Source organism: Planococcus glaciei, from assembly GCF_900099655.1.
GTDB lineage: Bacteria > Bacillota > Bacilli > Bacillales_A > Planococcaceae > Planococcus > Planococcus glaciei.
The window spans coordinates 38,727-62,336 of sequence record NZ_FNDC01000012.1; the positions used below are offsets into that span (position 1 = coordinate 38,727).

Annotated in this window: 27 protein-coding genes; 8 read left to right on the forward strand and 19 right to left on the reverse strand. The window is 45.1% G+C overall.

From position 1 onward, the window contains the following. Nucleotides 1-154: 154 nt before the first annotated feature. Nucleotides 155-637 carry a universal stress protein gene (locus BLQ32_RS14200; protein WP_074510838.1) on the forward strand — a complete coding sequence of 161 codons (483 nt, stop codon included), beginning with the start codon at nt 155-157 and terminating at the stop codon, nt 635-637. A gap of 161 nt (nt 638-798) precedes the next feature. On the opposite strand, the gene BLQ32_RS14205 is transcribed toward BLQ32_RS14200, so the two are convergent. Together BLQ32_RS14205 and BLQ32_RS14210 are read right to left on the reverse strand one after the other, a co-directional pair. Then, the gene (locus tag BLQ32_RS14205; RefSeq protein WP_074510839.1) at nt 799-1,794 is read right to left on the reverse strand and encodes a 2-hydroxyacid dehydrogenase; all 996 of its coding nucleotides are present in this window, start codon (nt 1,792-1,794) and stop codon (nt 799-801) included. A 53-nt stretch (nt 1,795-1,847) separates the two neighbouring features. Then, complete coding sequence (locus BLQ32_RS14210) at nt 1,848-2,333, reverse strand: helix-turn-helix transcriptional regulator (RefSeq protein WP_036803403.1); 486 nt, start codon at nt 2,331-2,333, stop codon at nt 1,848-1,850. An 85-nt stretch (nt 2,334-2,418) separates the two neighbouring features. Here BLQ32_RS14210 and BLQ32_RS14215 point away from each other — a divergent pair, with 85 nt between their 5' ends. Beyond that, complete coding sequence (locus tag BLQ32_RS14215) at nt 2,419-3,858, forward strand: FAD-binding oxidoreductase (RefSeq protein WP_425312173.1); 1,440 nt, start codon at nt 2,419-2,421, stop codon at nt 3,856-3,858. Next, complete coding sequence (locus BLQ32_RS14220) at nt 3,855-4,403, forward strand: MFS transporter (protein WP_074510841.1); 549 nt, start codon at nt 3,855-3,857, stop codon at nt 4,401-4,403. Before BLQ32_RS14215 ends, BLQ32_RS14220 begins: the two co-directional genes overlap by 4 nt. A gap of 239 nt (nt 4,404-4,642) precedes the next feature. On the opposite strand, the gene lepB is transcribed toward BLQ32_RS14220, so the two are convergent. The 7 genes from lepB to BLQ32_RS14255 all read right to left on the reverse strand — a co-directional run bounded on the left by lepB (nt 4,643) and on the right by BLQ32_RS14255 (nt 10,739). Then, a complete protein-coding gene (lepB, locus tag BLQ32_RS20050; RefSeq protein WP_074510842.1) occupies nt 4,643-5,443 on the reverse strand; it encodes a signal peptidase I in 801 nt (266 codons plus the stop codon). After that, nucleotides 5,430-5,984, reverse strand: a complete 555-nt coding sequence (locus tag BLQ32_RS14230) for a sigma-70 family RNA polymerase sigma factor (RefSeq protein WP_083335348.1) — start codon at nt 5,982-5,984, stop codon at nt 5,430-5,432. Before BLQ32_RS14230 ends, lepB begins: the two co-directional genes overlap by 14 nt. Before the next feature lie 199 nt (nt 5,985-6,183). Further along, nucleotides 6,184-7,320, reverse strand: coding sequence for a hypothetical protein (locus BLQ32_RS14235; RefSeq protein WP_074510843.1), 1,137 nt, complete (start codon nt 7,318-7,320; stop codon nt 6,184-6,186). A 1-nt stretch (nt 7,321) separates the two neighbouring features. After that, entirely contained in the window at nt 7,322-8,578 is a 1,257-nt protein-coding gene (locus tag BLQ32_RS14240; protein WP_074510844.1) for a hypothetical protein, read from the reverse strand. Continuing rightward, on the reverse strand, nt 8,559-9,437 hold the full coding sequence (locus tag BLQ32_RS14245) for an ABC transporter ATP-binding protein (RefSeq protein ID WP_244890368.1): 879 nt from the start codon (nt 9,435-9,437) through the stop codon (nt 8,559-8,561). The genes BLQ32_RS14240 and BLQ32_RS14245 overlap by 20 nt, the downstream gene beginning before the upstream one ends. Beyond that, nucleotides 9,425-10,183 carry a hypothetical protein gene (locus BLQ32_RS14250; RefSeq protein WP_074510846.1) on the reverse strand — a complete coding sequence of 253 codons (759 nt, stop codon included), beginning with the start codon at nt 10,181-10,183 and terminating at the stop codon, nt 9,425-9,427. The genes BLQ32_RS14245 and BLQ32_RS14250 overlap by 13 nt, the downstream gene beginning before the upstream one ends. Next, on the reverse strand, nt 10,170-10,739 hold the full coding sequence (locus BLQ32_RS14255; protein ID WP_244890371.1) for an RNA polymerase sigma factor: 570 nt from the start codon (nt 10,737-10,739) through the stop codon (nt 10,170-10,172). Before BLQ32_RS14255 ends, BLQ32_RS14250 begins: the two co-directional genes overlap by 14 nt. A gap of 492 nt (nt 10,740-11,231) precedes the next feature. On the opposite strand from BLQ32_RS14255, the gene BLQ32_RS14265 reads away from it, so the two are divergent. After that, nucleotides 11,232-11,564 carry a four-helix bundle copper-binding protein gene (locus BLQ32_RS14265; protein WP_074510847.1) on the forward strand — a complete coding sequence of 111 codons (333 nt, stop codon included), beginning with the start codon at nt 11,232-11,234 and terminating at the stop codon, nt 11,562-11,564. Between the two features lie 54 nt (nt 11,565-11,618). Here BLQ32_RS14265 and BLQ32_RS14270 read toward each other — a convergent pair whose 3' ends face one another. The 3 genes from BLQ32_RS14270 to BLQ32_RS14280 all read right to left on the reverse strand — a co-directional run bounded on the left by BLQ32_RS14270 (nt 11,619) and on the right by BLQ32_RS14280 (nt 14,670). Further along, a complete protein-coding gene (locus BLQ32_RS14270) occupies nt 11,619-12,299 on the reverse strand; it encodes a response regulator transcription factor (RefSeq protein WP_175557125.1) in 681 nt (226 codons plus the stop codon). Next, the gene (locus BLQ32_RS14275; RefSeq protein ID WP_074510848.1) at nt 12,271-13,680 is read right to left on the reverse strand and encodes a sensor histidine kinase; all 1,410 of its coding nucleotides are present in this window, start codon (nt 13,678-13,680) and stop codon (nt 12,271-12,273) included. Before BLQ32_RS14275 ends, BLQ32_RS14270 begins: the two co-directional genes overlap by 29 nt. Before the next feature lie 81 nt (nt 13,681-13,761). Next, nucleotides 13,762-14,670 (reverse strand): F510_1955 family glycosylhydrolase, encoded by a 909-nt coding sequence (locus BLQ32_RS14280; protein WP_074510849.1) that lies wholly within the window; start codon nt 14,668-14,670, stop codon nt 13,762-13,764. 230 nt (nt 14,671-14,900) lie between these two features. Between BLQ32_RS14280 and BLQ32_RS14285 the strand changes: the two genes are divergently transcribed. The 3 genes from BLQ32_RS14285 (at nt 14,901) to BLQ32_RS14295 (ending at nt 18,946) form a co-directional block, all read left to right on the forward strand. Continuing rightward, nucleotides 14,901-15,482: a YdhK family protein gene (locus BLQ32_RS14285; protein WP_074510850.1), complete on the forward strand. Its 582-nt coding sequence runs from the start codon at nt 14,901-14,903 to the stop codon at nt 15,480-15,482. 366 nt (nt 15,483-15,848) lie between these two features. Further along, on the forward strand, nt 15,849-18,269 hold the full coding sequence (locus BLQ32_RS14290; RefSeq protein ID WP_074510851.1) for a PAS domain S-box protein: 2,421 nt from the start codon (nt 15,849-15,851) through the stop codon (nt 18,267-18,269). 200 nt (nt 18,270-18,469) lie between these two features. Continuing rightward, a complete protein-coding gene (locus BLQ32_RS14295) occupies nt 18,470-18,946 on the forward strand; it encodes a DUF948 domain-containing protein (protein ID WP_074510852.1) in 477 nt (158 codons plus the stop codon). A 104-nt stretch (nt 18,947-19,050) separates the two neighbouring features. Here the strand turns inward: BLQ32_RS14295 and BLQ32_RS14300 are convergent, their stop codons facing one another. Continuing rightward, a complete protein-coding gene (locus BLQ32_RS14300; protein ID WP_139150557.1) occupies nt 19,051-19,455 on the reverse strand; it encodes a hypothetical protein in 405 nt (134 codons plus the stop codon). Nucleotides 19,456-19,503: 48 nt separating this feature from the next. Continuing rightward, complete coding sequence (locus tag BLQ32_RS14305; RefSeq protein ID WP_244890372.1) at nt 19,504-19,911, reverse strand: DUF4362 domain-containing protein; 408 nt, start codon at nt 19,909-19,911, stop codon at nt 19,504-19,506. A gap of 288 nt (nt 19,912-20,199) precedes the next feature. On the opposite strand from BLQ32_RS14305, the gene BLQ32_RS14310 reads away from it, so the two are divergent. Continuing rightward, a complete protein-coding gene (locus tag BLQ32_RS14310; protein ID WP_074510854.1) occupies nt 20,200-20,571 on the forward strand; it encodes a hypothetical protein in 372 nt (123 codons plus the stop codon). A gap of 18 nt (nt 20,572-20,589) precedes the next feature. On the opposite strand, the gene BLQ32_RS14315 is transcribed toward BLQ32_RS14310, so the two are convergent. The 5 genes from BLQ32_RS14315 to BLQ32_RS14335 form a co-directional block, all read right to left on the reverse strand. Then, entirely contained in the window at nt 20,590-21,429 is an 840-nt protein-coding gene (locus BLQ32_RS14315) for a TetR family transcriptional regulator (RefSeq protein WP_074510855.1), read from the reverse strand. A gap of 83 nt (nt 21,430-21,512) precedes the next feature. Further along, on the reverse strand, nt 21,513-21,905 hold the full coding sequence (locus tag BLQ32_RS14320) for a hypothetical protein (RefSeq protein ID WP_074510856.1): 393 nt from the start codon (nt 21,903-21,905) through the stop codon (nt 21,513-21,515). A 180-nt stretch (nt 21,906-22,085) separates the two neighbouring features. Then, nucleotides 22,086-22,436, reverse strand: coding sequence for a hypothetical protein (locus BLQ32_RS14325; protein WP_074510857.1), 351 nt, complete (start codon nt 22,434-22,436; stop codon nt 22,086-22,088). A gap of 91 nt (nt 22,437-22,527) precedes the next feature. Next, nucleotides 22,528-23,028, reverse strand: coding sequence for a HEAT repeat domain-containing protein (locus BLQ32_RS14330; protein ID WP_074510858.1), 501 nt, complete (start codon nt 23,026-23,028; stop codon nt 22,528-22,530). Nucleotides 23,029-23,073: 45 nt separating this feature from the next. Next, on the reverse strand, nt 23,074-23,541 hold the full coding sequence (locus BLQ32_RS14335; RefSeq protein ID WP_074510859.1) for an NUDIX hydrolase: 468 nt from the start codon (nt 23,539-23,541) through the stop codon (nt 23,074-23,076). Nucleotides 23,542-23,610 lie beyond the last annotated feature (69 nt).

A 23,610-nucleotide genomic window follows, 5' to 3' on the forward strand; every position in this document is an offset into this window, starting at 1 on the left:
GAAGAAAAACACTTCAATCTTTTTTAGCAGAACGGAAGTTGGATTTTTCTCAATTATACTGACAATTGAAAATTCTTTCTTTTGCCTGCAGGATTTCATTCCCGCTTTGGAGAATTTTACTCATTAAGAAGACTAACTATTGGAGGAGATAAAAGTGGATTTTGCGTACAAACAAATTTTGGCAGCAGTAGATGGATCCGATGAAGCTGCATGGGCATTCAAAAAAGCCGTGGAAATTGCGCTTCGAAACAAGTCCGTATTGAATTTAATCTACGTCGTAGATACCCGTTCCTATTCCGCAATGACGAAGCGGATACCCGATGTCGATGACCGGGTATTCGATCATGGGAAGGAACTGCTCGATCGTTATAAAAAAAATGCGCTGGAAGCAGGCATTCCAGAAGTGAATGCGTTTGTTGCTGCCGGATCGCCGTATAAAGTCATCTCGCGGGATTACGCAAAACGGGTGGAAGCGGACCTGATTGTCTGCGGGGCTCAAGGCTTGAATGCCGTGGAACGATATTTGATGGGAAGTGTATCCCAACACATCGTCCGCAGCAGCCATTGCGACGTTTTGGTAGTACGGACAGGCGACACAGAAGACGCGGCAGAGACGTCAGAAGCAGAAAGAGCGTAGCCTGAGCAACTCAATGCCGAAAAAATCCAGCGGTTCCATAAAAAACAAAACACCTTTCGTTGAATAAAGGAAATGCAATTCCTTTAAACCAACAAAAGGTGTTTTTTCTTTCTTTATCACTGTATCCATTTCTCAAAGAAAAAGCTGATTGAACCCTACAATCATTCGCTCTTCTGCTCCACCAGCTCTTTCAATTCTTTCATCACATTTTCAGGAGTGCCCCCTGTTACACCGGCCACCAAATTTTCAGCAGCTTTCATGACCATCGCCTCGCGGGTTTTGGCCGTCGCAGAGCCGATATGCGGCACCGCCGTCACCTGCTTCATCTTCAACAACGGATTTTCCGGGTCGACCGGCTCCTGTACAAACACATCGAGTGCCGCACCAGCAATTTCTCCTGCTTCCAGTGCACCGATTAACGCCTGTTCGTCCACCACGGCTCCTCTTGCGGCATTGATTAAATAGGCTGTGGGTTTCATCCGGCGGAACTGTTCCTCCCCCAATAGACGGCGAGTCGACTCGGTCAACGGGACAATCAATACGACAAAGTCGGATTTTTCCAGCAGCTCGTCTAACGAACTGTAGCGAATGCCGTATTGTTCTTCAAGCTCCGGTTTTGGCGTCGTCGCGTGGAAAAGGACATTCATTTCAAAACCATGAACGGCTCTTCTGACGATTTTCTCCCCAATGCGGCCCATTCCGACAATCCCCAGCGTGGCATGGTGTACATCCACCCCAAACAATTCCTCCGGCTTTGTGTCTTTGGTCCACTTCCCCTGTTTGACAAACTCATTCATTTCCGGCACCCTTCTTGCAGCTGACAGCATCAGCGCAAAGACCAGATCAGCCACCGTTTCGTCCAGTACAAATGGCGTATGTGTACCGATCACACTGAGTTCCTTCATCGCTTCCACGTCAAATGAATCGTAGCCGACCGATGTATTGCTGATGATTTTCACCTGCGGCACTTGTGCAAGAAATTTACGGGTAATCGGCGGGTTTTGGACCAGCAGCCCATCCACGCTTTTCGCTTCTTCCAGCAAAACAGCGTCCGGAATGCGTTCTTGTTTGTTCCAGATTTTGTAGTAGCAATATTTGGCTATGTAGGCTTCTACTGCCGGCGGCACCGGCCTTGCTATGAATACTTTTGGTTTCATTTGAGTTCCTCCTTCGCTTGTGTTAAAGATCCGTTGCGTTCATCCATCTTTTTTCAATTTGAAGGTTTCTTCTTGCTTGCATCCTTTGCTTTTCGCTCCAGCGTATTCAAGTGCAGCTTCGCTTCTTCCTCGTCAAACGAACTGAACCGGCGGTAATTGGCCTCATCAATGATCCGGAAATGCTGGCTCACCACATTCTGCTGCAGCTTGTACGCTCCACGCTTTTCAAGTTCTTTCCACCAAACCTTCCCGCCCATCGTCTTTACGGAAGCCTGGTCGATATTGTTGAACGTTACCAGCCGGACCACTTCCAGCGGGTCATCCCCTAAACCGTTCTGCAGAATTTCACTTTGCTCAAATAACGCCACACACGTAACCGCTACGTTCCAGCTGGCTTCGGCTCTGCCTTTTTCAATTTGAATCAATGTCTTTTTGGATAGGCCCAGAATTTTCGACATTTCTTCTTGTGAAAATTCGTTTTCCAGCCGGATCAATCGCATCTTTTGTGACACGACTTCAATTAATTCTTGTTGATTCATCCAAACACCTCTAGTTTTATTTTCACTTATAGTGTAATATTACACCAAATATAACATTTGAACACAACTTAATCAATAAAGGGTGGTGAAAGCGATGAAAAAAATTGGGTTGGTTTTATTATACTGCTTTATCTTGTGCTTATCGGCTTACTTCTATTCCGCTCATCTCCATGATTCCACTGCAGAAGCGCACCAGCGGCTTTTGCCCGTCAAAATCAGAACGGTAAAACCAGGGACAGACGAAAAGGAACTGCAGCAGCTTGTACAGAATGCCAACCGGAGCGGAGATATTCTTTCCATTGCCGGCATGCAGCACAGCCAAGGCGGGCAGACCGTGTATCCGGATGGCATCATGGTCGATATGAAGCCGTACAACCAGATACTCGAAGTCGATGAAGACGCCAAGACAGTCACCGTACAAAGCGGGGCCACATGGGCGGATATCCAGGAAGCAGTCAACCCGTACGGCTTGTCGCTGAAAGTCAGCCAGTCGCAAAACATTTTTACCATCGGCGGCTCACTCAGCGTCAATGCCCATGGCCTGGACATCCGCCACGGCGGCTTGTCGGATACGGTATTGTCGATGCGCGTTCTGACTGCTGACGGAGAAATCCGGAACTTGAGCCCCACGGAAAACAAGGAGCTGTTTTATGCGGTGATCGGCGGCTATGGCTTGTTTGGCATCATATTGGATGCTACGTTTCAGCTTACTGAAGACGAATTGTATGTTACGGAGACTCAAAGCATGGATTTCCGGGATTACCCGGCTTATTTTAAAGAACAGGTGAAAGCGAAACCGGAAGCCAAAATGCATTTGGCGCGCCTTTCCATTGCACCGGAATCGCTGCTGGAAGAAATGTATGCCATCACGTATGAGACGGCTCCGGACCAAAGCAAGCTTCCTGAACACAAGCAGTTGAAAACGGAAAACCTCGTGGCGGTGCCGAAGTTTTTCCTAGGACTGTCACGCATCAATGATGCCGGAAAAGAAACATTTTGGAAGACCCAGAAAACGTACACGGAAGGGATAGACGGGAAGCTCGTTTCAAGAAACAACGTCATGCGGTCAGACTCGGAATTCATGGAATACGACAATAGCCGGAAAACGGAAGTGCTACAGGAATATTTCGTTCCCGTCGATGAATTTGAATCGTACATTCCGGAATTGAAAGCCGTTTTGGAAGCCCATCCCGATTTCAATCTATTGAATGTCACCGTCCGCTATGTCGGCCAAAACGACAATGCGGTATTATCGTATGCCAAAGAAGATATGTTTTCTTTGGTGCTGCTCATCAACCAAGGAACCGACCCCGAAAGTGTGGCAGATACTCGGGAAATCGTGCAGGAAATGATTGATGTGACACTCGCCCACCGCGGCAGTTATTACTTGCCTTATTTCGGCTATCCGACCAAAGCGCAAATGCAGAAAGCGTATCCGAGAACAAATGAATTCTTCCAGCTGAAAGACCGCTACGATCCGGACCACCGCTTCAAAAATCTGTTTTATGAGGAGTACCGGCCATGAATTATAAACGTTTCATCTATTATCAAGGCACCATCGGCATGGCGTCCAGCATGATTTTCCCGTTTTATATTCTGCTGATCAAAAATGTCGGGAACAGCTACGCACAATTCGGCTGGTCCTATGGGCTGTTTGCGCTGACAGCGGCGCTATGCTATCCGCTGATCGGGAAATACGCAGACCGCGTCGGCGACAAAACTTTGCTAGGCGTCTATTCCTGGGGGATGGCAGTCCTTCTCCTTTGTTTCCCTTTGGCCACTGAAGTTTATCATGTCTACATCCTGCAGGTGCTGATGGGCGTACTTGGAGCAGTCCAAAAAAACTCTGAAAAAACCGTTCTGGCACGCTTTGTAACCAAAGAATTGGCCGGCACCCAAATCGGACGCTATCATGTATGGACGTCCATTGCGGCAGCGATTGCAGTGATTGCCACCGGATACCTCGTCGACTTCCTGACGATTGCCACGATTTTTTACATTGCTTCTCTTGTCTACGCCTGGAGCGGGATGCAGTTAATGAAATTGAAGGAAGTTGAAGCGGAAATATGAGTTTTCTTCATGCTCAGCGTTGTCAATCGCCGCGATTTTTGGAAATACGACCAGTAGTTTCTGAAATACAACCAGTAGTCGCAAATTTACGACCAGATGTCACCGAAATACGACCAGTAACGCCGAAAATACGATTCATAAGCGAAAGTTGGCTAATATTAAGAAGTGTCGGCATACTAAAAAAGGAGGAACTTGCAGCCAAGTCCCTCCTTTTTTATTAGCGGTTCGAATCCACTATCTCATTTTACATACCCCATTACTTCTCCTTCAATTTCAGAAAGCAGAAGCGTTTCCTGGTTGCCTCTGAACCAATCATCGCCCGCCACAAACACTTCATCCTCTGCTAGTCGGAATGCGGGTGTTGTCTGTGAAAAGACTTCTTTCATCGATCCGACATTCTGTTCAGATCCTTGTTCTTTCAGGGCGGCATCGTATTCTTTAAGAGTCCCGATGCCCATTCGATGTGCCTTGCCGTAAAAAGTATCCAGCTGCTGGCCATTGACATAGAATTGCCCTTCTTTGATTTCGATTGTTTCCCCCGGAAGCCCGATTATGCGGGAGACAGTCTTCTTTTTCCCATCAAATGCTTCTATTTCATAGACAATCACATCTCCTCTGGAAACGGATTTGTCATCATAAGCTTTGGGGTCAATCAATAAAGGATAAACAGTGTAATCATGATTTCCCCGGTCCATCGCATCGTACTTAAAATTCAAGATTTCCATCGGCGCCTCGTATTCCGTAAAAACAGCAATTTCTGCCTCCGTGTCGGGGTCAGTCAGGACAGCAGTTTCCGGCTGGCCGAAATTTGTATTTTGCGGTTCTTGCTCACCTTCATTCAAATTCAGGACCAGAAATAAGCTGATGGCTGACAGGAGAAGCGCAAAAATGACGACGTATTTAATGGGACTTCTTCTTTTAGCATAAGGTTCTTCTCTGTTCCCATTTTTGATTTCCATTCTTATTTTTTGTTTCAAGGACTCCTTGAACCGGGGATCGCTGCCGATAAACGCATCCATCTCTCGTTTAAGCTTGTTCATCCTGGAACCCCTCCCATTCGCTTGCATCGACTTGGTCTTTCAACAGCTTTTTCGCTCTTCTCATTCTCGTTTTAATTGTGTTCTCCTGGCTGTTTAGCAAATGGCTGATTTCTTTCGTCGTGAATTCCTGGTAATAGTAAAGAAGGATGGCTTCCCGGTATTTAATTGGCAGCCCCAATACTTTTCTTGTTAAATTGGCTTGGCCCGATCGGACTTCCACATTTTCTTCTGGAGACTTTCCGCCTGACATCAGGTTTTCGATGGTATCCGTAAACAAGGCCCGCTTATTTTTCCAACTTCTTAGATGGTCATGGCATTTATTGATCGTTATTTTGGAAAGGTAGGTTTTCAGCGAGGAGCGGTTTTCAAACTGATGGGCCTTTTGATAATAAGCAAGAAAGGCTTGTTGCACAATGTCCTCGGCAGCCTGCCAGTCTTGAACGTAAAAATAAGCCAGGCGAATCAGTTCTTCGCCGCAGCTGTCCATAATCTTTTCCATCTGCTCATCACTTACTTTAGATTCGTTTAAGTTCCTGGCCACAGTCCCATCCTCCCCCTTCCTTTATACTTCGTAGACGTAAGATTTTCGGGAATAGTTTCATTTAACAAGCTGCTTTATGAAAAAGTTTTTTTAAAGGTTTTCAAATCTTTTTCTTATTTAAAAACGAAAACCTCCGCTAAAAGCAGCGAAGGTTTTATTGTCATGATTTTTAAATTCAGCGGTTTATTTTTCTGACGTTCTAAGCAATATCTTTGCGCATTTCACGCTTCCAGATCAGCCATGCGGAAACGATGGTGACGAGAACCAACATACTATAACCGGTTGGAACTAATGCTTGCGGCAGCCAGATGTTCAGGATATCCCGGATCAAGTACATCACAACGCCCGCAATCGTGATGAACAAAACAACGATTTGGATTCCAATCAAAACGATGGCATTCGGAACAACGGTCGAAACCGCCATGGACACTACACCAAGAAGCATTGCCACAAAAAAGATGGCGGCTACCGATAAGAAGATGTATTGCAGGAACGTCATGTCATACCAATAGTCATACCAGCCAAAAGACGCAAGCGGCAAATTGAAGTGGGTTGCGGTGCCGTTTGTCCAATACAAGCCCATGTAAATGGTCAGGAGCACCGCTGCCAGCAAAGCCGCACTGCATAAGCCTGCCTGCCATTTCGCCCGGTAGACCTTTCTCCCAAGCTTCGACGTATACTGGATAGGAACCAAGCCCGCCCGGTAATCCCGCAGAAAAACCGGCGACATCAATAGGGCGATGCTGATCAAAATAATGATTGCCATATTCGTTTTGTACGTATAAAAATTGTCGAGCACGACGCTGGAATAAAAACCGGGCTGTTCCCCTGTTTGCTGTTGTTCAAAATGCTGCTGGCGTGCCCCAGCAGTCGTCTCGATATTCGCTTCTAAAGACAATTTTTCATTTTCATGATTTTCAATCAAGGATTCCCATGCCTGCAGTTCCCATAATAGATTTTGGACATTGTCATACAACAAATCCAAATGGTATCCCGACATGTTTGGATTTGTATTCGAATGATTTCGGAAGGTCTGATAATCTGTAATGCCGAGCTCTTGTGCTTGCTTCTCTTTTGCAAAATAAGCATCGGCTTCTTTTACACGTTCTCCGTAAGTCGCCTTCAAGTCCTGGAATTCGCTTTCATCCAATGTGGCACCGTACTTCGGAATAATTTCCTGCTCAATCAAAAAGAGATCGGTTGCAGGCCGGCCGTTCGGAAAATACTCCAAATCAAATTCCAGGCGCAATTGGAATAGTAAGGCATTCACAATGCCGATAAGAATCAACAGCTTCCAAGAAAATATTTTCTTCATTTCCAACCGGAACAATTGCATTCTATGCCACATCCCTTTTATAAAATCTTCGTATTGACCAGCCACTGCTTATTAGTGAAATAATCAACCAAAGAAGAATTGTCCAGAGTTCAAAGTACTGGATCATCGTAAACGTGGTGCCCCCTGTAAAATACATATGGGGATTCATCAGCAGTAAGCTTAAGTTCAGGCTGGCGATAAATTGCAGCATGGGAAAAGCATTTAGGAAGGAGGGCAGCAAAAACAATGCGATAAGCATCGAAAGGCAAATAACCCAAGTAAAATAACTGTTCCTAATATATAAGCTCACAGTGAAAGCTAGAATCGCGACAAGCAGGACAGCAAATAGCTCTACCAACAAAACTAGAATCAAGTATTGCCAGACCATTAGCGGCCACCATGTGATGTAAGGAAGCTTATATTCCCAGTTCAGTCCGCTGCTTACTGCCGTGCTCCAGACACTCGAATAGTCATAAACGATGAAAAACAGCCCCAGAGAACATCCGGCAAGCAGCACGAACGCCAGCAAACTGACATTTAAGCAAGCTTTAAGCTTATGCCAGATTAAAGTGCGCCCTTTTTTTGTCGCGTAGATGGTAAATTGTGTCCGCTGCTCCACTTCGTAGTTCGCAATGAGCGCTGTAATCAAGACGACAAGCAAAATGCTTTGGACAGCGATATTCTTTACGAGCGAGCGGAACAATTCACTGTGCATGCGGTAATGTCCCGCAAAAAACCATTCTTTGTATTCTTCGGTTTCCACAATTTCCTTGTAGCGGTTTTCCCATTTTGTAAATTGTCCGCCCATGAATTCAGCCAATCTCCCTTCCATAGGTACCGCATCAAACAGGTCTTTTCTCAGCTCTTCCATATCGATGGCTTTGTAGCGTGCCTCCAAATCCATTCCCAATGCATAATACGTATAATTCAAACTGAGGCGGTCGATTGCTTTTTGGCCAGCGGGATTTACCTGCTCATATTTTTCGTAAGTCATTTCTTCTAAATACATTTCAGCATCTTGTTGTGCGCCAAGTTGTTCTGCATCGCCATCGATGTCTCCCTGCATTTCCAGTAAACCGGCTTCCGTTATGGCATTGCCGTAGGAGGATGTAATGTCATTGACGATTTTTAATTCATCCCTCAAAAAAGACTGGCTGAAAATCTGAAAGCCGTTAAAGACAATAAACAAGACGAGCAAGACCACAATGACCGGCGAAGTGATGGCTTTTTTCATTTCATGCCACGTAATCCACATGGCTTTACCTGATGCTGCTTTCATTGGCATATTCCACTAAAAACACATCTTCCAATTCCGGTTCGGCCGGCTGCCATCCTGCCTCTTGCTGCTCCGGCGCATAAAAGCGCACCAACATCTGCCCGTGCTCCTGCTTTTCTTCAAGTGTCAGGAATCGCTTCCGGAATTCACCGAAATGTCCATAAGGCATAGCCACTTCGAAGATTTTCCCCCGCAGGCTTTCGCAAATAGTGGCTGTGTCGCCTTTATACAACAGAGTCTGGTCGCGGATCATGACGATTTCATTGGCAATGGATTCGATATCCGACACGATGTGCGTTGAAATCAGGATGATGCGCTCGCGTGCCAGATCCGACAGCAGATGGCGGAAACGGGCACGTTCTTTCGGATCGAGCCCCGCAGTCGGTTCATCCAAGATCAATATCTTGGGATCCCCAAGAAGCGCCTGGGCAATCCCGACACGTTGAATCATGCCGCCTGAGAATTTTCGCATCTTTTTATGTTTCACATCACTCAGAGCGACCATTTCCAATACTTCATCAATGCGGCGGTCCACCGTTTTCTTGTCCATTCCTTTTAACGCAGCCAAGTAACTTAAATATTTCTGCGGCGTATAATGCTTATAATAGCCGAAGTGCTGAGGCAAATAGCCAATCAGTTCACGGTAGTCTTCTCCCAGTGCTTCAATGGGTTTGCCGTCATAGAGGATTTCGCCGCTTGTCGGTTTGATTAGAGTGACGAGCATTTTGATGAGCGTCGTTTTCCCCGCTCCGTTCGGCGCCAGCAAGCCATAAATGCCGTTGTCAAATTGAAGGTTCATGTTCTGTAAAGCTGTAAATTTGCCGTAATCCTTGCCTAGTTCGCTGACTGTCAGCATGTCCATAATCCCTCCTGCTTCCGAGTAAATGCTTTTGTAAATGTATAGAAAAAGAAACCGATTAACATAAGCAGTATGCCGATATACACCACGAGCGGCAGTTGAAACACGACCCGCAAATAAGACTCATTCATCGTGAGCAGCCATGCGCTATTGATGAACAGCCAACTCAGTGAAAAGATGATTGTTCGGCGCCAGACATTGCCCTGTGCAACAAACCACAGCAGCCCCGACGAAAAACCAAAGAGGCCCGTCAAAGAAATGATCCATATCCGCAAAAAATCGACATCGAAGTTCAAGGCCATAACAAGCGCCGCTGTCATATTGATAAGTAAAGCAATACCGCTGAAGATCAAGATCCGCACAGCTATCACTTGGAAAATCGTAACCTTCATCGTCATTTCAAGTTCAAAAGTCTGCTTCTCCCACTTTTCATAAAAAGCATAGGCTGTTATAAGCAGTAGCGAAATGGGCGATGCAAGAAACACATAGCCGTAAAGGGAAGGTGAAATCGATTTGCTGTCTGAGGTAATCAGCCATATGCAAAAGATCGTGACCGCCAACAGGAGACTTGCGAAGACAGTTTCGCTGCGATTGGGAAACAAATACTGCCAGCCCATCTGATTTTTAATGCCTTTCATAGCCTTGAAAAAACTTGGTTTTGCCGGAAGAGCTTTTTGGACAATCAAAGCCGCCTGCCGTTCGATTTCCTGATCATCTGGATACGGGATATTCCAGTTATCCTTGGTCATATCGCATCTCCTCCATTTCCTTTCGTATAAAACGGACCGTTTTGTAATACTTCGTCTTTACTGTCGATTCCGGCAAATGCAGAGCCTCCGCAATTGCCCCAAAGGTCTGATCCAGAAACAATTTATAACGGAAAATGTGTTGGGCTGTATGATCACAAAGCGCCAGACTCGCTTGCAGCTCCTGCATTCGTTCTTTTTGGGTAATTTCCTGTAAAATATCTTCCGGACTTTCTATCTCTTGTTCTTCTATGTAATCTGTCCGCGCAGTCGTCCGGTAGCTTTTCGACCGGAAATAATCGATGCAATGATTGGTTGCAATGCGATACAGCCATGTCCGAAAAGAGGCTTTTCGCGAATCATAGCTGCTGATGGCCTGCAGCATGCGAATAAATACTTCCTGCGTTAAATCGAGTGCCCCCTGTTCATCGACAACTTGTTTGTAGACAAAAGCGAATATCTCTTTATAGTAGGCTTTTACTAATTGATTCGCGCTGTCCTCGTGCCCCGACCGCTGAACACGCCGAATCCACCGTTTTTCCAAATCCACTTGCTTCATCACATCTCTTTCATCGCTTCCTACATATATTCGTAAAGCCTGCAGAAATAGTTTTAACTTTTTTATTAGACAAGGATTTTTATTTCTAATCATGAAGTATATCTAGTTATCTAATCGACAAAATAAAAAAAGAAGGATATAGCGGCTCGGTTCAACCTGAGCTTCTTCCTTCCTTTTATATTTTACGCTGTCTTTTCATAAATTACTTAATTTGTAAAAATATTTTATATTATTTTATTAAGCCTTCAAAAGCTTCGTATTGATTGCGACGATCACTATACTCAGACTTATGACAACAGCGCCTATCGCCGGACTGATCACTAACCCCCATGGCGCAAGGACACCAGCAGCGATAGGAATCACGAAAGTATTGTACCGATTTCTAGAGCCACCCAAAATATGCAGTTTTGATGGAGTTTGGCGTTTTTCGTTTAATGGAAGGGCGAACGGGAAGAGGTATTAAAGAAAACTAAAAAAAATGGAGGTTTTAATATGGCTCATGATCAGCATCAGGAACTCATCCAAATTTTGCACGATTGCGCTGCAGCGTGCAACCACTGTTTTGACGCTTGCCTGCAAGAGGAAGACGTGAAGATGATGGTTCAGTGCATCCGGTTAGACCGGGAATGTGCAGACATCTGCGCCTTTTTGGAACAGGCAATTTCGAGAAATTCGCCGTTTGTGCCGGAACTGGCCAGAGTATGCGCTGCAATTTGCGATGCATGCGGCGACGAATGCGCGAAGCACGCAGACCATCACGACCATTGCAAACATTGTGCGGAGGCTTGCCGCAAATGTGCAGAAGCTTGCCGCAACATTGCGTAATTCCAAAAGGCCCGCTGGAAGAGGTTCTTCCAACGGGCCTTTTCTATTGGCACTCTAATCCATTGCTTCGTTGATCCATTTATAGCCGATTCCCCAGACCGTGAGAAAGTGCTTGTCAATCGGAAAGCCGGCCTGTCGGATTTTTTCCCGGACATTGCGGACATGCGAATCAATGGTTCGTCCTTCCGTCTCCGAATCAAATCCCCAGACCAACTGGATCAATTGCTCCCTGCTGAAGACTTTATTGGGGCTTTTCAATAGCTGCCCGAGCATCAGGAACTCTTTCGGCGTCAGCTTGATGGAATGACCATTATAACTCAGTTCAAACCGTTCTTCGTCCCATAGCAGGCCATCGACTTCGATGCTGTTTTTAGACACTCTTCTGCGCAGCAAAGCCTCCATCCTGGCCAGCAATTCCTCTTCGTTAAAGGGCTTGGTCACGTAATCATCCGCGCCCAGTTTCAATCCCTTAATGATGTCCTCTTTCTGTTCCCGTGCTGTCAGCATTATGATCGGCACATCCGAAAACTTGCGGATTTCCCGGCACAGCGCCCAGCCGTCCATTTCCGGCATCATGACATCCAGCAGCACCAAATCATAAATTTCTTTTTCCAAAAAGTTCAGGGCTTCAAAGGGCCCCAATGCTTTCGTGCAAACATACTGATGAGGCTTTAAATAAAGAGATACTAAATCCAGCATCCGCTGTTCATCGTCCACCAACAAGACCTTCTGCAACTGGCTCCCTCCTTCCCAATTCAATCCGGACGGTCGTCCCTTTCCCGTAGTCGCTTTGAATGGCTATCCGGCCGCCGTGCGATTCGACGATTTCCTTTGCAATGGCGAGGCCTAATCCGCTGCCGCCATGCTGGCGCGACCGGGATTTATCGACCCGATACAGCCGGTCAAAAACCAAGGGAAGCTCTTCTTCCGGAATGCCATTCCCTTCATCGCTGACGGTTATCAGTACGGTATCTTTCTCTAACTTTCCTAAAAGCATTACACGGCTGCCTTTGTCCGAATATTTCCGGGCATTGTCGAGAATGTTCAGCAGCACTTGCTGAAAGCGTTCACGGTCAATGAACGCCGTCATGTCCGGCTGGCAATGAACCTCCAAGGTGATATTCTTGTCCTCGAATGCCGGCCGGACCAAGGCGGCGACTGATTCAAACAACGCGTTGACGGAGACAGCCTTTTTTTGAATCGGGAACTGATTGTGATCCAGTTGTGCGAGTTCGAACAATTGCCGGATTAATTCCGTCAAATGGGCGGTTTCCTCCCGGATAATGGAAATGTACTCCCTTTTTTCATCTTCAGAAATATCCGCTCTGCCGGCAATATCTGCATAGCCCTTTATATAAGTCAGCGGTGTTCGCAGCTCATGGGAAATGCTGGACAGGAATTCATTGCGCTCCCGCTTCAGACGGTCCAAATCGGTAGACAGCCTCGTGATGGCGTTGGCCAATTCACCCAGTTCATCGTTTCGCTCCAAATTCAATTGAACTTGATTATTTCCTTTGCTCAATTGTTCCGTTGCTTCCTTCATCCGGATCAGTGGCAGCGTAATCAGGCGTGACAGTACAAAGATGGTAACAACCGTGAGGCCTGCAGCAACGATGCCCACCAGCACAAACTGATTGCGGAGGTGATTGACGATTTGCTTGATCAACGCCGTTTCGGCAAACATGAACACATGTCCCTGATGTTCACCGGCAATGGTGATGGGGCTATCGGTCGCGATAAAGCGTTTCTTGTCCCACTCATCGACAAGGATTTCCCCTTGTTCCGGCACCTGGCCAAAATCCGTATGCTGCAGTACGTCTTCCATTTCAGGTTCAATCGAATCGGAGTGGGTCAATTCATTGCCATCGGCATCCGTGATGATGACAATAAAATCAGAAGCCGATTCCATCATGGCGACATGGCTCAATGTTGCAGCCGTAAAACTGTCTTCCAGAACTTCGCTGTGGGTATTGCCCCTGGCCAAAAGGTTCGCCATGACCTCATCCACGCGTTCATCGACAAACGTCACATACAGAATCAAAAACAACAACGATTCCACAATGAGGATAAAAATGAAAAACAGCGCCCCGATTTTCAATGCAAGTTTGTTAAACATAGCACCCTTCTTTCAGACTCAACAAACGGATTCGGCATTTCACAAAAAGCCATCCGCTTCAAATCACATAATTTCAAGTTTCTATTTGGTTTTTCCAGTGTCCAGCAACTGCTTCCAGTTTTGCGCGCCGTCTTCTGACAAATAAGCGTGCCCGCGCAATGTATAAAAAGCCAGTTCTTGCCCATCAGCCGGTTTTTGCGCAATATAGGCAATGGCGTCATCCGGCAGTTCCGGTATATCCATTTGTTCCAACGCTTCATTTTCCATAGTATACTTCATTAAAACCGCAGCTGTCCCAAAGCTTCCGTAAATCAGGCCCTCTTTTGTGAAATGCACTGCTGTGCCTCTTTCACCATCTGGCGTCAAAGCCCGGAATGTAGCCCCGGCGTCTTTTGAAAGAAAAACTCCCGCTGAAGTGGCCGCTGCCACGTAATTCGAATCGGTCGGATGAAGAGCTAAAGACGCTACGTCCCCGATAAGCCCAGCGGCCTTCACAGGCTGCCACGTTTCCCCTTGATCGCCGCTTTTGTAAACGCCGGCTTCCAACTTGGAATTCTTTGCGGGATTAATTAAAAAGAGGTCATGGCTGTTGTATCCTGCGGCCATCGCATGGAAATCCGTTTCTCCTTGAAAATCGATTTCTTCAATGGTTTTCCCGCCGTCTTCACTGCGCTGAATCCCCAGTGGGTTCGGCAAGTCAGAGTCTGCGCCCGGATGTCCGGATGTATAAAAGCCTTCATCGGTTGCATTGAATCCCATATAATCATGTAAATTATCCGGCGTTTCAAACCACTTGCCATCCCGGTAGATTTTCAGCCCATGATGCGAAGCGAAATACAAAGCATTTTCATCCCCAGCATAGCCCAGTCCGTGTACGTGGCTCATGCCCCCTTCAAACGGCACTTCATAAGAGTCCTCGGCTTCCCCGCTGCATGCGGCCAGCAAAAGCGCCGCCACTCCCAGTGTGAAAACCTTTATCTTTTTTGTCATGACTGTATTCCTCCAAATTCATTTTGAGCATTTTCCCGTTACCAGTTTACATTAAAATTCTTGAGTTTTTGTGCAGTTTCTTCCCAAGTAGAGCTCATTTATCTCCAATTCACCAAGCCGTCAAAATTTTTCCGCTAAAAAGCAACATGGAAATGTCATGGTTACTGCACACAAATTGCATAGTTCCCGGGTAAAGTTCTTTTATAACTTCACAGAAAGAAGGAATCACCATGCCGAAAAACAAATGGAAGACCGGAATGCTGCCGCTTTTGGCAGTTATCGCATTAAGCGCCTGCAGCACAAACAGCGAAACTAGTGAAATGCCGATGGACAACGCACCGGAAGAACACATGAATCAGGAATCCGGCCATATGAATATGGACCATTCGGGTTCCGGAGAAGTGCCGGCAAATTTGAAGAAAGCCGAAAATCCGGCTTTTGAGGTGGGCAGCAAGGCAATAATTGAAACCGGGCATATGGAAGGAATGGAAGGTGCAGAAGCGGAAATTGTCGGTGCCTTTGACACCATCGCTTATTCGGTTTCCTATACCCCGGAAACTGGAGGCGAACCGGTGAAAAACCATAAATGGGTGATTCACGAAGAACTTGAACAGCCAGGAGATGAACCCTTACAAGCCGGTGATAAAGCGACACTTGCAGCGGATCATATGGAAGGAATGAACGGGGCAACTGCCACCATCGATTCAGTTGAAGAAGCAACAGTCTATATGATCGACTTCACGCCCACAACAGGCGGGGACCCGGTTACCAATCACAAATGGGTTGTTGAAAACGAATTGTCGCCAAAATAAAAAGGGTTGATCAAAGTTTCTAAAAAACAGTTAAAAAGGCAGGCTAAGCGGTTTTTTTCTCCCGCTTGGCCTGCCTTTCCCATTCTCCAAAAGACTTCATCTTCCTTCCTGCTAATTTCTCTGCAGCCATGTATTTCAAATCTTCCAGTATGATTTTAAACTTAATCAAATTCTCAAAATATATTTCATATCTTACTATCTTCCTCAAGGCCAATCGGATAAACTAAAGAGACATGGGAATATATGCCTTTTACAATTAACTGAAAAAGTTTTCCGAGCATCCGAGGTCTGTCAATCAACAGCCTATTAATATGTTTATTTCATTTGAACCGCCACGCTTTAATTACCGGAGGGAGATCTTTAGTTATGAAGTACTTTTCAGAAGAAAAAGGCCAGGGTATTCTGGCTTCTACCGCTCTTTTTGACTTGATCAAAGACCCTGTTTTTTTAATGGAGAAAGACGCTGATTCCTTCCGTTATGCCTATGTAAATCCATCTGCTTTGGCACTTATGCCAACACAGGATCTTATTGGCAAACGCATTGAAGATGTGCTGTCGCCGGAACACAGCAGAACTGTCATTCACTTCCATCAGAAAGCCCAATCCTCAAAGAAATCGATAGAATTTATGGAAGGCATTGAGACGGAACACGGTGAGTTTATCGGCGAGACCGTGCTCAATCCGATTGTTGCCGAAAATGGGGAATGCCGTTACATACTCGCTGTCATCAGAGATGCCACAGAACGGGAACTAAAAGAACGGGCGCTGCAAAAAACGCGAAAAGAAATTGAAATTGAACGGAAAAGATTGAATTCGCTTATCGAAAACAATGCAAATGCGGTATTTGAATTTGACCACAATAAAATTTTCATCCGCAGCAATCAGATGGTGACCGAGGCTATCGGTTTCAGCGAAGAAGAACTGCTCGGCAAATCCATTGTCGGTTTGGTGCACGAATCTTGCCTGGAAAATACATTATTTCATTTTGACAAAGCGCTGGAAGGCAGTTCCGTTGAATTTGAAACAGCTGTTTACACAAAAACAGAACAGCTGCTGCAATTTTACGTCAACACCATTCCCATTATGATTGATGGAAACGTAATCGGCGTCTATGCCATTGCAAAGGATATTACCGAACAAAAAGAAATGGAGCGTCTTCTAAGGGAAAGTGAACAACGGTACAAGTCCTTGTTTGACAACCATCCGCACGGCATTTTCACATTTGATCGAAACGGCATTTTAAAAAGCGGGAATGCCGGTGCAGAACAAATTACCGGCTATTTAATGGAAGAAATGCTGGTGCAGTCCTTTAAGCCGATCCTGCTGCAGTCTGAAATGAAAAAAATAAAGCACCATTTCTACAAAACGATTCATAATAAGCAACCGGAACGTTTCGAAATGGCTTTCCGCCATAAAAACGGCCACCTGATCGACCTTCAAGCGATGAACATCCCAATCATAGTCGATGAGCAATTGGTTGGATTACACGGCATCGTCACCGATGTGACGGAGATGAACCGTGCCCAAAAAGCCTTGACAGAAACGAAAGAAGAGCTTGAAGTGTTCTGGAAAAATTCCACGGATCCTATTTTTTATATTGATACAAAAGGCGACATCCTGAAAGTGAATCCGGCGTTTGAAGAAATCTTTGGTTTTACGGAAGAAGAAATGATTTCCGGTAGAGGAACCATTATTCCTCCGCACATGGTCAAAGACCAATTCGAGATTGTCGAAAGAATTCTGAATGGCGAAACGGTAAACTCTCATGACACCATCCGCATGACGAAATCCGGGCAACCGCTCAACATCATCTCTTCTTATACCCCGGTGCGAAATGCGGAAAAAGAAATCATTGGAGCCACCATCATTTATAAAAATGTGACGGAACTTAAAAAAGCCGAAAAGGAACTGCAAAAAAGCCAAGAGAAATACAAGATCATAACCGAAAGCACATTCGATATCATCACCTTGATCAACCTTTCCGGACTGATTGAATACGTCTCGCCCGCCAACGAAAAAATACTGGGCTACCCGGACCATGTTTATATCGGCAGCCCCTTTACGATGAATGTCCACCCGGAAGATGCGTTCGATTTAATGGAAAGCGTGACATCGCTGGTTGACGGCGGAAAGCCGGCCACTATTGAAATCCGTTATTTGCACCGGGACGGCCATTATATCTGGATGGAAGTTTCCCCTACTCCCGTTATTGAAAACGGGCAAGTGAAACGCTTATTCACTATTGCCCGCGATATCACGGAGCGGAAGAGGCTTCAGGACAAGATCGCGAAAATGGCTTTTTACGATCATTTATCCGGCATCCCCAACCGCAGAACGTTTGATGACAAGCTGCAAAAAGCCATTGACCAAGCCAAACGGTCCGGCAAAAAAGTGGCCATCCTCATGCTCGACGGGCGCAAATTCAAACAAATCAATGACCGCTTTGGCCACGATGCAGGAGATGCTGTCATCAAGGAAATGGCAAACCGGCTCCAAGCTTGTGTCCGCCCGATTGATACTGCGGCGCGCTTAGGCGGAGATGAAATGGGAGTGGTATTGCCTGAACTCAGCTCCAAGAGAGAAGCCGAAAACATGGCACAACGGATTTTAAAGTCCTTTGAAACGCCGCTGGTCTTCAATGGCTTTGAAATCAAAATAGGAGCAGGAATCGGCATTTCCCTTTACCCAGACCACACGCTAAACGAAAAACAACTGATCAAATATGCGGACATGGCTTTATACGAAGCCAAAAAATCAGAGCAGGACGACTATAAAATTTACAAGTAACGCTGCAAGGCTTTTCTTTGGCTGCTTCCTTTCCTATAGTTGCCTAAATTCAGCGGTTGCCGCTTTGATTGCTTCAAAAGCAGATATCTTACTCTTTTTATGGCCATCTCTTAGGAAATTGTGCATTCCTGCAGGTTATTGAAGCCGGCAGAACGGGTATAGGATATCCGAGACGTCAATTACACGGAGGAGGAAATCGCATGGACTCTGCTATTTGGTGGTACATAGCACTCGCAATAGTTGTGGTGGGGCTAATCATTGCAGGAATCGGAGTTTTCTTATTTATAAAAGGAATGAAAGAACCGATGAAAGAAATCAAAGGTTCAGCTGACAATTTAAAAGGGCGCATGGACAAGCTCAAACTGGAAACCTCGAGCCTGTCGCATACGGCGAATGAATTGAAAGAAGACATGCAAGTGAAATCCGAAAAAGTTACGGTGTTCGTGGACGCTGCTAAAGGCACAAAAAATTCAGTACTCGATTTGAATTCAGCCGTCCGGACGCAGACAGTCAATATCGCGTCACGAGTGGATAACGACAGACAAAGCGTGGTCCAGGCCGATCAGTGGAGCGATACCGTCATCGGTTTACTCAACTTCTGGCAGGACCGCAAAGCGGCTAAAAAGAGCCAGTCTGACCATTTGTTGATCCCTATTTCGGGCAAGCGCCCGCAATAACAATAAAACAAGCGCATTCAAAAAGGCAGCCCTGGGGCTGCCTTTTTGAATGCGCTGATACGTATATTTTTCAGTTAATAAAAATGGAGCTGTGGTCTTGGGAATCAGAGATTTCTTTCCGACTGGCGGAACGCCGAAACGGCTGATTGCAATTCAATTTTTGCTTCATCGACAAGTTTGCCGATCATTAAGTCGTGCTCTAATTCCGGTCGGTTATACTCAACATTCAATTCGATTTCTGAATCGTAAGGAGAATCGATCGCTGTTATTTTCACTAAACTCGTCAAATCGGTAAAGGTTTCATTATCGTTCCAGCCTTGAATCTCCACTTCCCAAAAAGGAACGCCCTCTTCAGTCAGACCTTGGCCGATGCCGTCATCAAGTTCGATGTATTTCCAAAATTTCATCAGACTACCCGCTTTCAAATGTTGTTGGTCACCTAGTGTCAAAGATAGCACAAACCCCAATATACCATACACCAAATCCAATAGATGAGTTAATTTTGTCATTCTCCTAACTATTCATCCCGACGCGATGAATTTCCTGCTTATAGCCCGTTATTGCACCCGGATAAACTCTGCCTCATAGTCCTTGTTCTCGCATCCGGTCAAAATATAATCCGGTTTATCACCTGTTTCTACAGCTTTAAACTCTGCACATATGGTTTCGATGACTTCCCCGGAGCCATACTGATCTTCCCTTGAATCGTAGACGGACTGGATCGCCTGGCCGTCAAATTCAAGGTCCTGGTAGATTGGATCGCCTTCCGTTGTATAGAATATCACTTTTATATGGTCCGGTTCCCGTTGCTGGAAATTTTGCAAAAAACGGTCCAAGCGACCAAAGTTCTCCTTGTCACCTGAGTTCGCTATTGTAACGGTATCCTCTTCCGGAAAAGAATCATGCTCGTTTTGGCAGCCGGACAGCAACAAACAAGCCATGAATATGACCCCTGCCTTTTTCATCTTCAATCTTCCTCTCCTCCTATTTTCGCTTGACCTGCTGAAAATAGATTGATAAGCGCAGTTTTATTGATATGATAAAGAAGCAATCACCTTACAGAAAATAGGAGAAATTCATTTATGGGAAAAAGGATATTTTTTGTAATGCTCGCTGTATGCTTTTTGCTGTTCTCTTTGTTTCCCATCTACTCTTTTTCGATGTCCCATGAACCTGTTCCGAGCAAAAGATAAGTTGAAAAAACCGTAGCTGCCTATGATCTTCAAAAATTCGGACCGGTAGAAGGCACCTTTTTGCATACACCGAAGAACTACGGCTTTTACAACAAACATCGCCTTTACATAGTCGAACAGTCTTTTGGAGACAATGAAGAATTCAGCAATCGGTATGCGGTTATTGAATCAGGCGAAGCGTTAACTGCAGAAGATAAAGCTGCCCTGCATCTTTATGCCAAAAGGGGAAATCTATTGAACGGTTTGGAATACAAATCAAAGCATAAGATGCGCGTTTATCAGGACGGTGAAGCTATCAAAGAAGAATGGCTTATAAAAGCGGTTTTCTCTTTAAAGGAAGGCAAGTCCTTGTCGTTTATTCCGTTGGCGAATCCGGGAGATTCGGGATTCAATTTGTTGGGAGAAGGGTACAAAAAGTTTCTGGATTTCTAGTAGGCACTCCAATGTTATCTATAGAAAATTGTATTCGTCCTCATTTAAAACTTGATAAAGCAGCACTTGCTGTTCTGTAAAGGCGATGAAGTGGCAGGATTCTGAAGGATCGAGCCCTCTTGCTCTTTCCTGCAGCGTGCCTATTAATTGCGGTTCCTGTTCCCCGATTTCCAATTGGTATAATTCTCGATTTGAATTATAGGGATCAAAAAAATAGGCAAACTTTCCTCTAATGCAAAGGCCATGTGAACCGCGCAGCTTCTCCGGAACGGAATAGGAACGAGAAGTCCGTTCTTTCGGATTCACCAGCACTAGCGGAAAATCGGTGTACGGGAAAAGCCAGAGCGTGGACCCTTTTCCTTTGCTTATCGCATAGCAATCAAATATTTCCGGGCTATCCAATAAATCGGAGTGATACCTGAATAGTACTTTTCCTGTCACATCAAATAGCACGAGCCCTTCGGTCGAAATGCCAGTCCCCATTGTTCCTTCATCGAAATAGCTGACCCAGATGCCTTCTTTTCCAACCGCTATGCTTTCGGTTGCCATTCCGCCATGAAAGGAATGGATAATTTCTCCATTCAAATTCATCACAAACAAGTTTTCCTCTCCATTTTCATCGCCATATGCTGCAACCAGGATCGTATTGCGATCAATCCATCTGATGAAGCCCAGCTCTTCTGACGGCAAGCAAATAGGCACTTCCTTTTCATTTACAAGTACTTCCCTTTTCTTTTCTTTCTTCAAAAGCAAAGCAAGCCCGCAGCCTTCTTTCCAGTCTGCGTCAAGGATTTCCTGATGGATTGCTGGTGGCACGTCTACCGAGTAAATAATTTCTTCGATCAGTTTTTCGTTCATCGTTACGCCCCTTTCGACTATCATCTTCCTTCAGCCAGTTTGCACCGCAAAATTGAATATCAGATTTTTATCCAGTGAACCAATCAGGATTTATACAGATTCATCTTTGCGCTTGTAATTACAATGCTTTCGCAATAAAAGTTCAGCAAGTCATCTTCATAGTCTTCTATCAGGTAGCGGCGTTCTTTTTCGAATCCCGATTCTTTAAAATTGCGTATGTTAAATCCGGATATCTGGTTAAATGCACTCCCAAAACCACTCAATTTGAGGGAAGATACATTGTTAAACTTCAGGATCATTTCGAATTGTCCTTCTGCCTCTTCAGAACAAAATGACATATCCAAAACGGATATTTTCTCACAAGCAGGTGTGTACGCTTCGTAGTATTGAAAAGATTCGATTCTCAGTATAGTAGGCGGCTTAAATTTAGGAAGCAGTTTTGCTAATTCGATTTCTTCATACCAGGTTTTAGTCATGGTTGCTTCCTTTCAAAGATTTTTTGTCATGAGATTAATTAATCACGTTTGACTTTTTATTTTACCTTGATTCTATCGGCCTGCTTTTCCAGACCTTTAAACCATTGGCATTTCCTTTCTCCTGTTCTAACTGCTACATTCGATTCAAGCAGTCCACAAAAAGAATGAACTTGGATTTGATTAGTTAAAATTATTTATTTCCATATGGAGCCAACTGATTCCACTAACTGTGGACGCAGAGCATACCACTTCAAAGGCGACTTGGCTCTCGTTCATAACAGGTCCGATCACATAATTTTCATTGCCTAGACGTGCAGCTAGTTGAAGCACTTCGAATACGGCTTCTTCCGGCCGCTCCAATACTAGAGGGGTGCTTCCGAACAACTCGTATTGCGTATGGTCTTTCCAATAGCTATCGAGAGATTGAATATCCATCTCTCCAATGTGCAATATCAGTTTATTTATCACCTTGTTTGCTTTTTCTTTGGTTTTTGCATCAATGATGATATGCCAAGAAATTGTTTTAAACATACGCTTTGCTCCTGTTTCTTTTCTAGAGGTATTTGATACTTGAACACCGCAATTTTTTCATATACATGTTTATTTAAAGTATGGTTTTACTTCATTTCAGCTTCAAGTTATACAGAAGTTCCAGTACATCGCTATGAAGGGCTTGCTGCCTTTCGATTTCGTTTAACTGCTCTTTTACCTGCAGAAGGGCTGCCAACAGAAATTCATCAGGCACTTCACCCGCCATCGATTCAAGCAGATGATAAGCGGTAGCTTGAACTTCAAAACCTCCCGATAGGAAAAGGTGAACAATGGTTTTCAGATGTGCCGAACAGTCGAAAACCTCTAAAGCATACAGGAGCGTTCCACGATTGTTTAGCGTTTTTGGATGGTTCAGCAGTTCAATTAAAGGCAAGACTGCAGCTTCATCACCAATATCCCGCAACGCTACAGCAATCGTGTTTCTTAAAGCGGGGTCTTCTGTTTCCCTTAAATGCCTAATAAAAAGCGGGACGGCACTTGAAAGTTCATGCGGTTCGTGCGCATCGATGATTTCCTCCAGAAGTTCCATATCGCAGTTTTTTAGAGCTTCTTCCAATAAGTTGAAGTCCATTTTGTTCCCCCTTTATGCGTTCATGGTGCTATGTAGTGCGATGCCTCACTTAAACAATGGAATTTCTTGCCCCGACAACAAATCCTCAAAGAAAATCTGATGATCTGGAAAAAGAACTGGAGGCAAGTCGTTCAAATGGAAAAAGCAGTTGCTTAATGATTCTTCATTCGCTTCGATTAAAAGGCCGGTATAGTCTCTGCTGGAAAAGATAATCTGCACTAAAGAAACCTGGTCTCCATTTGCAAACGTTTTATCGTATTTGGGTCCGGAATAAATTCCAAACAACTCCAGCATGCCCAGGTTAAGCCCTGTTTCTTCAAAAACTTCTCTTCTGGCGGTGTCTTGGACATTTTCGCCTAACTCCATAAAGCCGCCGGGCAGTCCCCATTCGCCCGTATCCGACCGCTGCTGCAAGAGAAGCCGGTTATCTTTATCAAAAACAAAAGCCCCTGCTATAACCATGATTACTTTTTCATGTCCAACCATCGATCTTAGATTTTTAATGTAATCCATATATAGGTCTCCTCCGCCGTTCCTTAAAAAAGCATCAATCTTTTTGCATTCGAATCCTTTGTTTCTAAT